9 protein-coding genes are annotated in these 15,538 nt (G+C 63.9%); 2 read left to right on the top strand and 7 right to left on the bottom strand.

The genetic code is table 11. The annotated features are described in order from the left end of the window. Window positions 1-260 precede the first annotated feature (260 nt). Window positions 261-824, top strand: a complete 564-nt coding sequence (locus tag EN990_RS21570) for a type 1 glutamine amidotransferase domain-containing protein (RefSeq protein ID WP_127384856.1) — start codon at window positions 261-263, stop codon at window positions 822-824. A gap of 43 nt (window positions 825-867) precedes the next feature. Here the strand turns inward: EN990_RS21570 and EN990_RS21565 are convergent, their stop codons facing one another. Next, window positions 868-1,656, bottom strand: a complete 789-nt coding sequence (locus tag EN990_RS21565; RefSeq protein ID WP_063169576.1) for a SapC family protein — start codon at window positions 1,654-1,656, stop codon at window positions 868-870. A gap of 269 nt (window positions 1,657-1,925) precedes the next feature. Between EN990_RS21565 and EN990_RS21560 the strand changes: the two genes are divergently transcribed. Continuing rightward, a complete protein-coding gene (locus EN990_RS21560; protein ID WP_064992649.1) occupies window positions 1,926-2,195 on the top strand; it encodes a hypothetical protein in 270 nt (89 codons plus the stop codon). A 72-nt stretch (window positions 2,196-2,267) separates the two neighbouring features. Here the strand turns inward: EN990_RS21560 and EN990_RS21555 are convergent, their stop codons facing one another. From EN990_RS21555 to EN990_RS21530, 6 genes are all read right to left on the bottom strand, one after another. After that, the gene (locus EN990_RS21555) at window positions 2,268-2,804 is read right to left on the bottom strand and encodes a GNAT family N-acetyltransferase (protein ID WP_245461126.1); all 537 of its coding nucleotides are present in this window, start codon (window positions 2,802-2,804) and stop codon (window positions 2,268-2,270) included. A gap of 11 nt (window positions 2,805-2,815) precedes the next feature. Further along, window positions 2,816-4,126: a hypothetical protein gene (locus tag EN990_RS21550; protein ID WP_127384855.1), complete on the bottom strand. Its 1,311-nt coding sequence runs from the start codon at window positions 4,124-4,126 to the stop codon at window positions 2,816-2,818. A 27-nt stretch (window positions 4,127-4,153) separates the two neighbouring features. Next, window positions 4,154-4,678 carry a tail fiber protein gene (locus EN990_RS21545; protein WP_013528766.1) on the bottom strand — a complete coding sequence of 175 codons (525 nt, stop codon included), beginning with the start codon at window positions 4,676-4,678 and terminating at the stop codon, window positions 4,154-4,156. A gap of 9 nt (window positions 4,679-4,687) precedes the next feature. Next, the gene (locus EN990_RS21540; RefSeq protein WP_127366767.1) at window positions 4,688-5,188 is read right to left on the bottom strand and encodes a tail fiber protein; all 501 of its coding nucleotides are present in this window, start codon (window positions 5,186-5,188) and stop codon (window positions 4,688-4,690) included. Between the two features lie 13 nt (window positions 5,189-5,201). Then, the gene (locus EN990_RS21535) at window positions 5,202-5,708 is read right to left on the bottom strand and encodes a tail fiber protein (protein WP_013528764.1); all 507 of its coding nucleotides are present in this window, start codon (window positions 5,706-5,708) and stop codon (window positions 5,202-5,204) included. Window positions 5,709-5,847: 139 nt separating this feature from the next. Further along, window positions 5,848-15,471, bottom strand: a complete 9,624-nt coding sequence (locus EN990_RS21530) for a hypothetical protein (protein ID WP_206526351.1) — start codon at window positions 15,469-15,471, stop codon at window positions 5,848-5,850. Window positions 15,472-15,538 lie beyond the last annotated feature (67 nt).

Here is a 15,538-nt window from a genome sequence, read left to right as displayed (position 1 = left end):
AGCGTCGTCGAATCAATGGGTTGCCAAGGTTGGGGTCGAGCGTTCGAATCGCTTCACCCGCTCCAATTTCCTCTAAGGAAATCAAGCATCGAAAAGCCGCGGTCCGCCGCGGCTTTTTCGTTTTTGGACATTGTCGAACTGGGAGCTTGGGCCGAACTGCGCTTCGTCCATCCGCCTCTCATGTCACATAAAATTACAGCCAGGAACGCTTCCCGCCTCGCCTCGTTAGCCCTCCACCACCTAACGATGGAGAAAAACCAATGCAGGATATTTCCGGTAAGCGCGTCGCTATCCTTGCGACAAACGGGTTCGAACGATCCGAGCTTGAAGTTCCGCTCAAAAAATTACGCGAGGCGGGCGCCGAGGTCGATGTCGTGTCGCTCGCAAGCGGCAAGATCAAAGGCTGGGACCTCAAGGACTGGGGTCGGGAGATTCCTGTCGACAAGACGTTGGATGAGGCGCGGTCGGACGACTATGACGCGATCGTCCTGCCTGGCGGGGTCATCAATCCGGATCTGCTGCGCGTCGAGCGAAAGGCCCTGGACTTCGTCGAATCGTTCTGGTCGGCCAAGAAGGTCGTCGGCGCGATCTGCCATGCGCCCTGGCTTCTCGCCGAGACCGGCATCGTAAGGGGTCGCCGGGTCACGTCTTACAAATCGATCAAGACCGATGTGATCAACGCCGGCGGTCTGTGGGAGGACACCGAAGTCGTCACCGACCAGGGGCTCGTCAGCAGTCGCAATCCCGGCGATCTCGACGCGTTCTGCGACAAGCTCGCCGAGGAGATCAGGGAAGGGCGGCACGACAGAAGGGTTGCTGCCTAGCCGCCTGTCCGCCCAGACGATCGACCGCGCAAGCTTTTCACAGTCAGCCCTTCGCCCCATCCGCCTTCCGCAGCGATGCCTGATGCACCAGCGAGGTCCAGCTGTTGGTCGAGGCGAGGTGGCAATAGAGCAGGCCGAGCGCGCCTGATTTGCGCAGGTCGAGAAACGCCTCGTCGCTCAATTTGTTGAAGGCCGGCTCGTCGATCACCTGGAAGTCGGTGAGGTTGAGCACCTCGCCACCCTCCAGCGTCACCTTGCTCTGGCGCGGCGAAAACAGGCCGTGCGCATCGATCTTTTCGACCATCTCGCGGGTGGCTCGGAAGTCGATCTGGAACTGGTTGCAGAAGGCGAGCGCCTGTCTGGTCGCTTCGGTCGGCTCGTTGCCGGCGAAGAACGGCAGGATCTTGTCGTCGCGCAACGGCGCCAGCAGCTGGTCGACGATGCGATTGCTGGCCCGGTCGGCGCACAGCGTCAGCCGGCCGGCCGATGTCGGGTCTTCGGCCAGGATGAAAGGATAGCGCCGGACATAGGCGGGGATGTAGTGCGGCCCGGTCCATTTGCCGTCGGCATCGACGAACAAATTCTCGTTCTGGCGCACGCCGGTGATGATCACCGGCGACTTGGCCGGGCCGATGAAGACGATCGGGTAGGAGCGCATCGCCGCCGGCATTTCCGACGCGACCACCGGAATGGCGTGCGCCGAGCGGGCGAAGCCGAAGTCACTGCGCGCGGTCAGGCCAAGCGAGCCGTGCCGCGCCGGATTGAGCGCCTCGGGCCTCGAATAGAACAGCGGCAGCGCATCGCCCGTCACGTCCGTCTTTGCATCCGCCATCATCCGTCTCCCGCACGCCCATCAGGCTGCCAATGGTCCCGAAGCCGGGATCTATGCTTTGTTTGCGCTGATCTTGGATCGAAAGGAATCCCGCGCAGGACAAAGTACTACAGCGTCTCTTGCGCGCATAAAAGGACAGGCGGTGCTGTATCTTTGGGATTTGCGGCGATCGATTGTCTTGGGGAACACGACCGCCGCCTGCCCGCCTCTGGACAGCTTGCGGCGAAGCGGCGACAGTGCCGCCTGCAAGGTGGATTGAGGTTGATAGCATGGCGTCGGTATCGGATTTCGAGCAGGGACAAACCTTCACCATCGAAGCCGGGGGCAAGCAGATCCCGCTCGAACTGAGCGCGGTCAAACCCATCGCCGCCAGCCCGCGCCCGGGCGGCGGTTTCTCGCTGCTGTTCAGAGGCCCGCGCGACATCGCGCTGCCGCAGGCGACCTACCTTTTCACCGGGGAAAGCGGCAGCCACGAGATCTTCATCGTGCCGGTCGCCGCCGATGCGGCCGGGCGGCTGTACGAAGCGGTGTTCAACTAGGCGACGTTTGCTTTTTGAGGCGACGCTTGCGCTGCGGCGCGAAACCTTGACGCCAGCGGGACAGCCATCGTCTCACCCCGCCCCGCCCCTCGGCGCCGCACACGCCATCAGATCGTATACACCCTTGTCCTCGACCACCGCAAAACCGAGCCTGACATAGAGCCACCTGGCCGGATTGTGCTTCTCGACATGGATCGATACTGATTTGCCGGCTAACCATGCCTCGTCGATGAGATCGCGCAGCAGTGCGGTGCCGTAGCCCTTGCGGCGATGATGCGGCAGGAAGGCAATGTCGATGATGCGGTGCTGGCTCGGCCAGCGCTCGATATAGAGGCGGCCGATGTCCAGCCCGGCGCGTTCCACCACCAGCCAGTCGGCCTCGGGATAGTGTTTTTGGTAATGCGCGTGCTGCGCCTGGAACTGCATGCCGAGGAATTCGGCCTTCTGTGCCTCGGTCCACGCCGTCACGGCGAGTTCTTCCACGCGCGTCGAGGCATAGAGCCGCGACAGGAACGGCAGATCCGCCTCTGTCGCGGCGCGGAAGCCGAGCCCGGCCTTCTCCGACCGGGACCAGGCTGCGAGCCGATACGCCTGCTTCGCCTCTGTCACGCTGCCTGACGTCAGACCGGCGGCGTCAGGTCGCGCACGACGACGATCTGCTTGAGGTTGCTGGTGGCCAGCGCCGTCCACGTCCACTCCCATTCGGAGCTGTCCATGGCCATCTGGTTGATGGTCCACAGACCATTTGTGCCGTCGTTCTGGACCATCATCGAGAACAGGGCAAGGCGGCCATCGGCATTGTAATCGAGCGACAGGCGGGTGTTGGCGCCCGAGCCGCTGAAATCGCGCCATCCCGACCAGTTCTGGGTCGCGGCGTCATATTGGGCGTTGAAGGAGTGGACATGCTGCTGGTCGGAGGCGACCAGCATGATGTCGCCATCGCCCTGGATGCCGGCGCAGAGCGTGTATTTGGGGACCCTGCTGTAGCCGGGCGTCGCCCAGGCCGTCCAGGTATCGGAGCCGGCCGGCAATTGCTTGGTGTGCAGGACCTGGCCTTGCTGCGTCATGGCAAACAGATTGGTGCCGCCCAGCGGACCGACAATCGGCGCCATTTCCGTGAAGGGGTAGCCGGCGTCGATCTGCACCCATGGCGTCCAGTCGGCGACCGTCAGCGCCTGGGCCTTGGCCTGCTGGCAGCGATAGAGATGGAGGGCGGAGTTGATGCCGAACAGCGCGATGCGGCCGTCTGCCTGGCGCAGCGCCGTGATCGCCACGAGCTGCCCGGTCAGCTGGATCCAGGCGCTCCACGGCTGGACGGGCGGCCTGAGCTCGTCGACGGTGACGACGATCGGCGTCGTCGTGCCGGGCGGCGTGATGGTTTTCTGCACTTGAACAATCACATCCGGGTTCTGGTAGATCCACCAGATGCGGCCCAGATTGTCGGTGAGGAAGATTTCGACGCGGCCATCGGCATCGCGCGCCATCGTCAGTTTCTGATAGGAGGTGGCACCGGGCGGTGTGCCAATGCTCATCGGCGCGGTCCATTTCTCGACCGGGCCGATCTGGTTGGCGTCCTCGGTGATGAAGGACAGGTTGGTGGTTCCCGATGGCTGCGCGACCACCGCGACGCGGCCGTCCCTGGTCAGCCCCGCCGTCATGATCACCCAGGCGCCGGGCGCGATGAACGACCAGGCCGAAGGCCATGGCCCGTTCGGCGAAAGCTGCGCCTTCTGGATCAACTGCCCCTTGGCGGAATCGATCCCCACCACCATCAGCCGCGACAGTTCGAAGAACGAAGCGCCGGCCGGCTTGTGCTGGTAAATGGGTGGGGGGCTGGACGGCGCCGGGCGGGCCCTGGCCGTGGAGGGCGCTTTCCGCGCCGGCGTCTTCGCCGCGGGGGCCTTCGATTTCGGTTCTGCGTTCTTGGCCATGATATCGGTCCTGCCCTGTTGGCTCGGTCAGCCTCTTGGTGGGAAAATGCCTTGCAGCGCGATGCAGAAGGTTAGTGTGAGGTAGGGCATCCGGTTGTTGTGCGGCAGGCCGCCACCCGCCGGAGCCAGCATGTTGGCCGCCATCGGCACCATGTTGACGGTCGTGTTCTTGTAGGCGTTGGCGTTGGTCGACCTGGCGATCGCCCGCGTCGGCGTCGGGATCTGGAGGTCGGCGGGGTCGGTTACGGCGCGGATGCTGTGGTTGTGCATCGGCATTTCCGATTCGAGCAAGGTGACCGTGTCCGAGCCGCCGAACTGCCCGAGATCATAAAAGCTCAATCCTGGACCTTGGCCGGGCTGCATCGGCACACTGCCTTGCATGTCCGGCAAGGCGAAGGTCGACTTGCCGTCGCCGCCATAGGTCGTACCCAGCAGCGAGAACAAGGCCGTGTTTTGCGAAATCGGCAGGATCTGGCCGTCGCAGACCGCCCAGCCCACGGGCGCGAAGTTGAGCGGGAAAATTCGGATTTCTGCTACGAATTGGTCCGACATGGTCCTGTCCTATGTTGGGGTCGGGAAAACGCCGAACAGCGAGATGATGAAATTGACGCAGAGATAAGGCTGCAGGTTGGTGTGGGGCCAGCCACCGCCAGACATGCCGACCACGGGATTGGCGAGGTTCGCCGTGGGCGTGTCCTCGACATAGAGCTTGCCCGTGGAAGACTGGGCCACGACATTGTTGGCGGGGCTCGTCTGGCTGGAGACGCTGGTCGTTGCCAGCATCGCGTGCGTGTGGCCGGTCATTTGCTGTATGCTCAGCGTCACGTCCTCGACGCCGCCGGTTTGCCCGATGATAAATCCGGTCCCCTGATGGAGCGGCACGCGGCTGGCCAGGTTCGGCAGTTTGAATGTCTCCTCACCGTCGCCGCCATAGGTGGTGCCGATCAACTGGAACAGGGCATCATTTTCGGAAATGGGTATCGTCTGGCCCTGACAGAACATCCAGCCGGCGGGCGCGAAGTTTCCCGCGAACATGCGAATCTCGCCGATGTAAACTGTCATGGCTGCGCGTCCTTCAATTCCGCGACGGGAAGATGCCTACCAGAGCAATGCAAAAATTCAGCACCAGATAGGGCTGCATGTTGTCGTGTGGCTGACTGCCGCCCATCGCGGTGACGCTGCTCGGTGTCAGCGCAGTCAGATTGGACGTTCCCGGCGCGTAAAGCTGCGCGGGCGATGCCGCAAGCACATTGCCGGTGGCGACGAAGAGATCGCCGGAAGCCGATGTCGCGCTGGCGCTGTGAAAATGCTGGGGGATCTCCAAAAGTGTGAGCGTATGCGCCTGCTCGCCGCCCCGTTCGCCGAGAAGATGACCTTGGCCACCGGTGTGCGTCGGAACGCGCCCACGCAGGTCGGGCAATGCAAAATTCGTTTGCCCATTGCCGCCATAGGTCGTGCCCAGCAGAGCAAACAATGCCTGGTTCTGGTTGATCGGCAGGAGCTGCCCGTCGCAGAACGCCCAACCTTGGGGAGGGAAGTTGAAAGAAATCAACTTGATTTCCGAGAGATACGGCTCGGCCATATACACCCCCAAACGTTCAATTTGTAGTAAAAAGCCAATCTCTACATGACGTTACGTTAGATCACCCACCGGCACAAAGCAATCTGCTCGGCCAATACATTTTGTAATTTATTCCAGCGCCAACGCGCGCAACGCCCGCTTATGGCAGGGGCGGCTCCGTAACCCCAACAATGGTCCCGAAGCCGGTGTTGTTGTGGTCGGCGGCCACTGTCGCGGCACCGCCACCCGAATGGCTGTTGAGACTGGCGAGATAGGCCTGAACCGCCGTGTCGTCGGTGGCGCTGCCGGCATAGCCTTCGATCTTGTCGATCACATTGAACCGCTGCCGCACGCGGATATCGGTGACGCCAGCTGACGGATCGACGCTCAGCGTATTTCCATGGATATCAAAAGTCAGCGTGCCATTGTCGGGCGTGCCGGAGGCACCAGCCTGGCTCGAGGTTATCCCGCCATTGACGCGGATCGCCTCGAGCGCGGCTGCGGTCGTCGTGCTGACGGTGTTGTTGGTGATGGTGGCATTGACGATCCCATTGCCGTCGCCGTTCGCGACCAGGATGCCATAGTTCGCGACGTGCGTGACAGTGTTGCCGTCGAGCTTGACGGTCACCGTGTTGCTGCCGGTGGCGGTCCCGTTGACGGAGACACTGATACCTGGTCCGGTGCCGGAATCCGCGTTGTTGATGTTGTTGTTGAGGATGTTGCCCGTGAACAGGCCACGCACGACCGGCGATGCGGCACCGCCGCGGTTGACGTTGATCTGCGAGCCCGCGCCGCCGGCACCAAACAGGGTCGCATAGTTGGCCGTGGTGAAGGTCGCGTTCAGCACATTGAAATTATAGGTGCCGGCGCCGTTCTGATCCATGTCCACGCCAACGAAATTGTCGGTGAAGGTGCCGCCGCTGCCGGCGACGCCGGCCTGGCCGACATCGAAATCGATGTTGCCCGAGCCGTTGTTGATGAGCTGGATACCTCTCGCGAAATTGCGCAGGAACGACGAGTTCGTGACAAGGCCGGTGATGTTGGCGGTGCCGTCGGCCTGCAGCAGCAGGCCGACATTGCCTGGCGGTCCCACGGAGGTGTCGCGGAAGGTCGAGCCCGAAACAGTGATGTTCAACGTGCCGCTGTTGTTGAAGACGTTGAAATTGTCCTCAAGGCCGTTCGCGATCACCGAATTGGTGATGGCGACCGTGCCGGTCAGGCCGTTATGGGCGGCATCGGCGGCGCGGAAGCTGATCGAGCCCTCGTCGGCCGCGGCGCTGGTGCCGTTCGTGCCAGAGGTTGCGTTCACCACGCTATTGGTGAGCGCGAAGCCATTCACCTCGAACCCTCGGATACCGAAATTGTCGAAATCGTTCAGCTGCAGACCATTGAGCTGCACATCCTTCGTATTGCTGAGGTAGATGCCGGTGCCTTGCGTGGCGCTGCCATCGGCGCCGGTCTTGTTGGCGATGACGCCCCCGCCGGTCGCGCCGACGTTGGCGCCATTTCCAGTCACATGCAAGCCGCCATTGCCGAGCGCCGTGCCGGTATTGACCAGGATGATGCCGTTGGCGCTACCGCCATTCGATGTGATGCTCTGGAAGACAAGGTTCCCCGAGCCGATATTCGTGTTCTCGACATCGAGCGCGGTGCCGGTCCCCGAATTGATCGTGCTGCCGGGGCCGGTGGCGGTAACCGTGCCGCCGCCGGTGGCGCTGAAGCCGGTGGTGTCGCTGGTTGAGGTATCGATCGCCAGCTTGTTGGTGAAGCTGATCGTCGTGCCGTTGGTGCCGCCATTGGCCACCAGGTTGATGCCGTCGCTAAAGCTATTCGATGTTATGGCGCCGTCGAACGAGATCGTGCTGCCGCCGCCGGCGGTGCCGGTGTGGTTCTGGACGTCGATCGCGGTGGCGTTGGCGGTGTGGGTAATGGTGCCATTGTAATCGATATTGGCCGAACCGCCCGAAACCAGGAACGCCGTACCCGTTGCACCGCTCAGCGCGCCGGAACCGAGGTCGACCGTGCCGCTGACGTTGGTCAGCCTGACATTGTTGGCGCCGCCGACCGAATTGGTCGAATCGAGCGCGATGCTGGCGGCGACGCCAGAGAGATTGATCGCCTGGCCGGTGGTCGCCCTCACCGTTTCTGCGGCAGCGGTAGCTGTGATGCCCATCGTGCCGCCGGTTCCAACAATGCCGGTGCCGCTGGCGGTGTCGATGGTCACGCCGCCGGTGAAGCTGACCGTGCCGCCGGTTTGCGAGACGCCGACGCCGGTGGTCGTGTCAATGTTGGCGAGGCCGGTGATGTTGAGCGTACCGCTCGCCACCTGAATGCCGCCGCCCGCCGTGACGGCGCTGTTCAGTGTCACCGTGTTGAAGGTGAAGACGCCGGTGTTGCCGGCGTTGATCGCCATAATGCCGGCAGTCGTCGCCGCGGCAACGCTCGTGTTGCCGGTGACGGTGAAGGTACCGGCGATGCGGTCGAAAATGATGCCGCCGCTGCTGCCGCCTGAACTGATGCTGGTCACCACCATGTTGACGGTCAGCGGATCGAGATCGAACGCCGCGCCATTCCCCGTGAAGACGCCGCCGCTGCTGCTGTTCAGCGTGAAATTGGTGGTCTTGGTGTTGGCTAGGACGCCGGTGCCGCCATTGTTGAAGACGCTGAACGCGCCGAGATCGAGGGTGCCGCTGGTGTTGGTGAAGCTGAGGCCGTCGCCCTGGACGCGCCCTGGGCCTGGTGAGCCAACACCGATCGTTCCGGCGCTGACAGTGCCGCCGGCGCCGTTGGAGTCGAAGCGGACATTGTTGAAGGCGATGCCGCCGCCAGTGCCGCCGAGCACAGTGTTGTCGGCAAAGGACTGGATCTCGACCGAGTTGTCCGTCGCGCTGATGTTCTGGCCGGCAAAGGACGCGGCCAGCGCCGATCCCGTCGATTTCAGCGTATTGCCGTCGATCGAAAGCAGAAGCGTGTTGGCCGGCGCAGCTGATGTGGAGAAATCGAGCGCCCTGCCGCCGGCCGCGATGTCGTTGTTGCGGAGGAAGAAACTGGAGGCGGACGTCGCGTTGACGGCGACACCAGTGCCGGTGCCTGTGTTGCGGATGATGAGGTTCTGGAGGCCGCCGGTGACGACGCCCGAGCCTGATGTCGCCAGATCGACCACCGAGCCGGCTGTGTTGCTCTGCAGGATCGGCCGTAGCGTGTCGATGCCCGCCGGTGCCGCGATGATCGGCGAGTTTTGCACGGTGGTGAAATGGAACGCAGCCGAAGCGCCGGCGCTGGTATCGACGCCAAGCTGCGAGACATCGACGGCCGCGTCGTCGCTCTTGAAGGCGAGCAGTACCTGCCCGTCATCGAGTTGGAACGACGTACCGCCGAGGTCAATCGTCGCCTGGCCGCCGTCGACGTTCTTGTTGATGAGCACAATGACATTGGCGGTAGATGCCTGGGCGTTGGCATAGGTGCCTGGATTGAGCAGGCTGCCGTCGCCAAGGGCGGTGGCATCGGCGGTGACATAGTAGACCTTGTACGAAGACAGGTTCGACGTGTCGCCGCTGAAATTGACGTCGTTGAAATTGTAGTCGCCATTGGTCGGCAGCGTGTCGGTGGCGTGGATGACCTGGCCGTTGCCGAAGGTCTCGATCTTCGATTCGGCCGGGCTGCCGCCGTCGCCGAACACCAGCCTGGCGTTGGTGGCGCTGGAGAACTGGACGCCCTGGGCGACCTTGGTGATGGTCGACGTCTGGCCAGCCGGGCCAGGATTGTTGTTGAGGAGGTCACCGAGCTGGATCGTGCCGGTGCCGGTCGTGCCGGCCATGTCGATGCCGATCGACCCTGTGGAGTTGCCTCCATCGACATCAAAATCGTCCGCCGTGATGGTGCTCGTGCCGAGCGCCGCACCGTTGAGGTCGAGGCCGACGGCGTTGGTGGCGCTGGCCGCGATTCCGATGTTCAGGCTGTCGAAGCTCAGCGCCGAACCGAGCGTGCCGGAAATGTCGACGCCGCGCGAGGTGATGTTCTGCAGGTTGACCGCGCCGAGGTCGATGGCGCCGCCGCCGACATTGTTGAGCGACACCCCGGTCGCGGCGCCGTTGCTCGAAATCGAATCGAAGGTGATGCCGCCTGCGCCGACCGTCGCGCTGTCGAGATCGAGCGCGGTGCCCGTGCCGGTGGTGATGGTGTTGCCGGCGCCGCTGACGCTGACCGTGCCGGCGGCGAAGGTGCTGGCGGTGAAGCCGGCGCCGCTCGAGGTGGTGATGACGAGGCCGCCATTGGTGAAGGCCAGTGTGCCCGTGCCCTGGGTCGGACCGATGCTGGGGAGCTTGACGATGGCGCCGTTGGCGCCGCTGCTGGTGTCGAATATCTTCGAGGTGCCGGAGAAGGTGGCCGTTCCCTCGGACGATCCGTCAAACAAGACGCCGACGGCGCTCCCGGTATGATTGATCGTGCTCGAAATATTGTACACGCCCTCGGCGTTGCCGCTGAAGGTGAAGACCGCTGTCCCCGGCAGTGCTACTGCCGAGGTCGAAACGACCGAACCGCTCATGTTGAGCTCGCTCCAGTCGCCGCCGCCGACTTGCAAGACGCTGCCCGCGCTGACGTTGATCGAGCCGGTGTAGTTAAGTGTGGCGTGGACAAGATCATTGCCGCCGGCGAGCGTGATCGCTGAACCAGTGGTGCTTGTCGTCGCGCCGATGCTGGCGCTGCCGCCATTCCCGCCAACGTTGACGGTCCCGCTCGAGGTCGTCAATGCGATACCGATCTCGGCGTCATCGATGTTCAGGGTGGATCCGGCGACATTGGCGATGTTTATGGTGCCGACCAGCGGCCCACCAATATCGAACCCTCTGTAGCTGACGTCGAGATCGGTCTTGCCTGTGAAATTGACCACGCCGGCGCCGCTCAGGCCGATCAATGAAGCGCCGATGTAGCCGGTATCCCTCAGGCCGCCAATGTTGACGTCGCCGCCGAGATTGATACCTCCAAGCAGCACACCAGCGCCGGTACTCGTGGATACGGCCGAGACGCTGTCGAAGGCAACGCCGCCGGCGCCGACATTGGCGCCGAACAAGATAAGACCGTCGGCGCCGGAATTGATCTCGTTGCCCGTGCCGGTGACCGTAACGGCGCCGGTGGTAAAATCTCCGAAGGCGATGAAGCCGGTGCCGGTCGTCGTCGTTATGTCGAGACCGCCATTGGTGAAATTGATCGCGGAATTGGTGTTGGGGGCCGGTGTGCCTGCGGGGAAATTGCCAACGAGACCCAGGCTGACGGCGTCCGTCGCGCCCGAGCTGATCACCTTGCTGGTGCCCGAGAAGGTGATCGCGGCCGAGTCGTTGCCGGCAATGACGATATTGCCGCCAGCGGCCGCGTTGGTATCAGTCAGGTTGCCCGACAGCGTCACCGAGCCGCCAGTCATGCTCTGGATCGAAACAGCCGCGCCGGTGCCGTTGCTGTTGATGGTGCCGGCATAGGAGATGATCGCGCTGCCGCCGCTCCCGGCAGTCGTCGAGCCGACATTGAAAGCCGTGTTCGCGCCGGTGTTGGTCAGCGTGCCGTCGCCAATGGTCACCGTGCCGGTCAGGTTCTGCAGGTTGATGCCGCCGCCGGTCAGCGTGCCGGCCGGTCCGCTGTTGGGCAAGGTGCCGCGCGTGACCGTGATGTTGCCGGCGCCGCCATCGACGTCGAGCAGCGTGCCGGCAACGTTGACGTTGTTGTCTGCGATCGACAAATTGGTGTCGAGGCCGGCGACCTTGAACGCCGTCTGGCCCACGGCGACATTGCTGACCGTGACGCCTTCGATGAAGATGCCGCCGGTATTGACGAAGCCAGCCGCGCTCCCGTCGACGAGGAAGACCGAGCCGCTGCCGCCGCTGAAGTCGAAAGCGGTGTCGCGCACCTGGTTGTTGCCGAGCAGATGCAGGGTATCGCTGCCCGTGCTCTTGACCACGCCCTCATCGCCGGTGACGTTGCCGCCAGTAGCGCCGAGATTGCCCTGGACATTGACCGGCTGGACGGTACCGGAGGTGAGGATGGAGGCGCCGTTGCCGAAGCCGATGATCGACTGGCCGGAATCGAGCGTGAACGGGGTGCCGCTGAGATCGACGGTGCCGACAAAGGCGAAGTTCAGCGTGCCGGTCATGGCATCGGCCTCGGCGACCGTGTAGGTGGTCACGTCGGCGCTGAGCCCGTCCGTGTTGGCGTGGACGATGCCACCGCCCTGGGAAATCATGATGGTCCCACCGACCGCGCTGGCCAGATGGGCGGCGCCGGTGAAGTTGACGTCGTCGAAATCATAATTGCCGAGCGTCGGATCGAGCCCGATCGTATTGACGGTGTAGCCGCCGGCGGCGGCGCTGATGGAGGACTGCAGCCCATCGGCGGACGTGCCGTCGCCGAAGGTGAAGTTGGCGTTGGCCGAGGTCGCGGTGGCGCCGCTCGACGACAATTCGACGCCGACGCCGACATTGGAAATGCTGGAGCCGCGCAGGAAGGCGATGGTCTTGTTGCCGGTCGTCGACGACAGGTCGATGCCGCGCGAGGTCAGGCTGCCGGTGCCGGTGATCGTGGTCAGGCCGAAATCGGCCCTTGTCGAGGAACCGCTCGAGGAACCGCTGAAGTCGATGCCGGTCTGGTTGGCGCCAACCTCGTCGATCGTGGTCGTGCCGAAGCTGATATGTTCGTTGATGTCGAGGAACTCGATGCCGGCGGTGCTTGCCGCTCCCAGCGTAACCTGGGTTGTGCCGAAGGTGACCGTGCCATTGTCGGCAATGAAGATGCCGGTGCCGCCAGGCGTCGTCACGGTGACCTCGCCAAAGCTCGCCGATGCCGTGCTGGCGACATTGGTGACGGACAGGCCGGTGCCCGTGGCATTGGTGATCGACAGCGGCGCGGTCACGTTCAACGTCGCGGTGCCGCCGAGGCTGCTGACAAGCGCCCCGCCGCCACCCGTCGCCGACAAGGTCGGGCCAGTGAAGCTGATGGCGCCGCCGGCCGGGGTCAGCGTCGATCCGACATCGAACAGATCGCCGGTGCCGGTCGAGGTGACCGTACCGCTGAAGGTCACCGAGCCGCCGGTGGTGCCGTCGACCTTGACCGCCGCGCCTGGCGCGGTTGCCGAGCTGGAGACGTTGGCCGCTACGCCGACTGTCGCGCTGCCGCCGGAAACGACGACACCGTCGCCAGCGCCCGAATTGGCGATGGTGCCACCGAGGATCGTGATCGAGCCCGTATTGTTGGTCAGGCTGACATCGGTGCCCGCGACATTGGTCGTCACCAGATTGGTGATGGTGAAGGTCGATGACGAAGCGTTGATTGCAAGGCCGTTGATGCCGGCAGCGGTGCCGCCGACAGTGACATTGCCACCCAGGAACTGGCCGCCCGAGACGGCATTGAAGTTGAGCGCCGTGGCCGTCGCAACGCCTGTCGTGATGCTGTCGAACGCCATGCCGCCGGTGCCGATGGTGATGCCGTCGAGATTGATCGCCCGGCCGGTGCCGGTGGTGATCTGCTCCGTGCCCGCGGCCGCGACTGTGATCGTGCCGCCCCCGGTGGCATCGAAGCCGGTACCGGTCGTCGTGGTCAGGTCCAGCCCGCCGGTGAATTTCACCGTGCCGCCGGTGTTGGCGGACAGGTCGATCGCGTTGGCCGAGCCCGTGCTGGCGGTGATCTTGCCGCCGAAGGTGGCGGTGCCGCCGGTCTGGCCGATGATCCTGACCGCGTTGGCCGCATTGGCCTGGTCGATCGTGCCGTTGTAGGTGACGTTGGGCACCGCACCGTTGATGTTGAAGGCTACATCGTCCGTGTTGGTGATGGAACTCGCGGCCGCGAAAGTCAGCGTGCCGCTCGAGCCGCTCCAGATGGCCACGCCCCTGCCGCCGCCACTGATGTCGAGATCGTCGAAGGTGGCGATGCCGTCGAAATTGTTGGCGAACAGCCCGACGTTGGCGGCACTGGTAATCTTGGTGTTGCCGGTGAAATCGACGGTCGCGCTCGAATCGACAAGCACGATGCCGGTTTGAGATGCGGTCTGGACGGTCAGGTCGTCGACCGAGACCGTGCCGGTCACACCATTGAGGTAGAGGCCGGACCCGACATTGCTGGCCGTCACGCCCTGGACGGTCAGGCCGTTGATGCCCAGGCCGTAGATCGCCGAGCCGGAACCCCCGGAAACGTTGAAATCGAGCAGCGTGTTGCCGTTGCCCAGCGTCACGACATTACCGCCGCCGGAACTGGTCAGCGTCGCCGCACCCGCTGAATCCGATATGGATTCGTCATGATGGATGTTGGTGCCGGTGACATTCAACGGCACCCCGCCGAGCGAGAACGCGCGGTCATTGCCGAACGAGGCCAGTTCCTGTCCGTCGCTCAGCGAGAAGCCGGTGGCGTCGTCGATTGTCCCGCGGTTGACCAGGACAATGATCGCGTCGCTGGCGGTAATGCTGTCGGCATATTCGATCGAGGCGAGGTCGGTGATCGACGTGCCGCCGCCCGAAGCCCCGGCCGCAACGAAGATGTAATTGCGCAGATCGTAAAGTTGCGGGCCGGAAAACGCGGTCGTGCCGAAAGCGTAGTGGCCGCTGCCCTCATTGAGCCCGCGCGCATCGAGCGAGGCGGTGATGCCGGAGATGGAGCTGGAATTGCCGCCGAAGGTAAATTCGGCGTTGGCCGTGGCGCCCGGCGTGCCGGCAATGCCCAGCCGCACGCCGGTATCGACATTGGTGATGACGCCGCCATCGGTGATGATGATCACCGCGCCGCCAACGCTCGGCGACGTCAGATCGATGCCGATCGAGCCGGCAGCACCGGTGCCGGTGCTGCTGAGCGACTGCGCGGTGAAATTGGTCTTGGATCCGGAGAAGTCGAGGCCGGTGCCGACACCCAGTCCGGAGATGACGATGTTGCCGGCGACCACCGCCGCATTGACGCCGGCAAACGAGATGCCGTCGGCGCCGGGGTTGGTGATGCTGATGTCGCCGAAGCGGATCGTCGCCGGCGAATCCGAAATGGCGATCGCCGGTCCGGTCGTGTTGGAGATCGTCGTCGCACCGTTGACGGTGAAGCTGCCCGCGACATTCTCCAGCACGACACCCGACGTGCCGCCGCTCTGGCTGATCGAGTCCAGCACCACATGGGCGGTGATCGGATCGATGAAGACGGCGGTGCCGCCATTGCCTGACACGGTGCCGCCGGTGGTGGTGAACGTGCCTCCGGTCGACGTGCCCTGCACGGTGATGCCGCGGTCGGTATTGTCCTGCGCATTGACGGTGGCGAAGGTGTAGGTGCCCTTGCCGGTGATATCGAGACCGTCGTCGAGATTGCCCTTCAGCAGCGTCGTGCCGGTGAAATTGTAGGTGCCGTCGCCGTCGATGTGCAGGCCGTCGAGGCCGTTGCCGGTGGCGGTGAAGTTGGAGCCGGTGATGCCGGTCGAACTGCCCGTGAAGTCGGCGCCGTTGCCGCCCGCACCGGTGACCGTCACATTGGTCAGCGTCGCGCCGGTGATGTTGTTGCCGAAGATGCCGTCGCCGCCGCCGGTGATGGTGATGCCGTTGAGCGTGTTGCCGTTGCCGAGCGTAAAGACGGGGTTGGCGACGTTGGTGCCCTGGATCGTGCCGTCGCTGCCGCCCAGGTTGAAGGTGCTGGTGCCGCCGCCGAAAAGCCTTGCGGTGACGCTTTCGCCGCCGCCGATGACGGTCTGTCCATTGGCAAGCGTCACCCCGCCAGTCGTCAGATTGCCGTTGCCGCCAAGCGCCACGACAAAACCGTTCGCACCCGACTTGGTCACGGCGTCGTCCAGCGTCGTCGGGTCGGCCAGCGTGCCGGCGCCGGCGAGGCCGCCATCGGCGTAGTAG

Source organism: Mesorhizobium sp. M7A.F.Ca.US.005.03.1.1 (genome assembly GCF_003997975.1).
Taxonomy (GTDB): Bacteria; Pseudomonadota; Alphaproteobacteria; order Rhizobiales; family Rhizobiaceae; genus Mesorhizobium; species Mesorhizobium ciceri.
The sequence above is the reverse complement of the archived record's forward strand: the minus strand, read 5'-3'. Positions and strand labels throughout refer to the sequence as shown.

What these genes read in the sequence shown, in the direction of transcription:
- EN990_RS21550 (WP_127384855.1), bottom strand. Translation starts at nt 4,126, where the DNA reads ATGGCCAAGAACGCAGAACCGAAATCGAAGGCCCCCGCGGCGAAGACG.
- EN990_RS21545 (WP_013528766.1), bottom strand. Translation starts at nt 4,678, where the DNA reads ATGTCGGACCAATTCGTAGCAGAAATCCGAATTTTCCCGCTCAACTTC.
- EN990_RS21535 (WP_013528764.1), bottom strand. Translation starts at nt 5,708, where the DNA reads ATGGCCGAGCCGTATCTCTCGGAAATCAAGTTGATTTCTTTCAACTTC.
- EN990_RS21540 (WP_127366767.1), bottom strand. Translation starts at nt 5,188, where the DNA reads ATGACAGTTTACATCGGCGAGATTCGCATGTTCGCGGGAAACTTCGCG.
- EN990_RS21560 (WP_064992649.1), top strand. Translation starts at nt 1,926, where the DNA reads ATGGCGTCGGTATCGGATTTCGAGCAGGGACAAACCTTCACCATCGAA.
- EN990_RS21565 (WP_063169576.1), bottom strand. Translation starts at nt 1,656, where the DNA reads ATGGCGGATGCAAAGACGGACGTGACGGGCGATGCGCTGCCGCTGTTC.
- EN990_RS21570 (WP_127384856.1), top strand. Translation starts at nt 261, where the DNA reads ATGCAGGATATTTCCGGTAAGCGCGTCGCTATCCTTGCGACAAACGGG.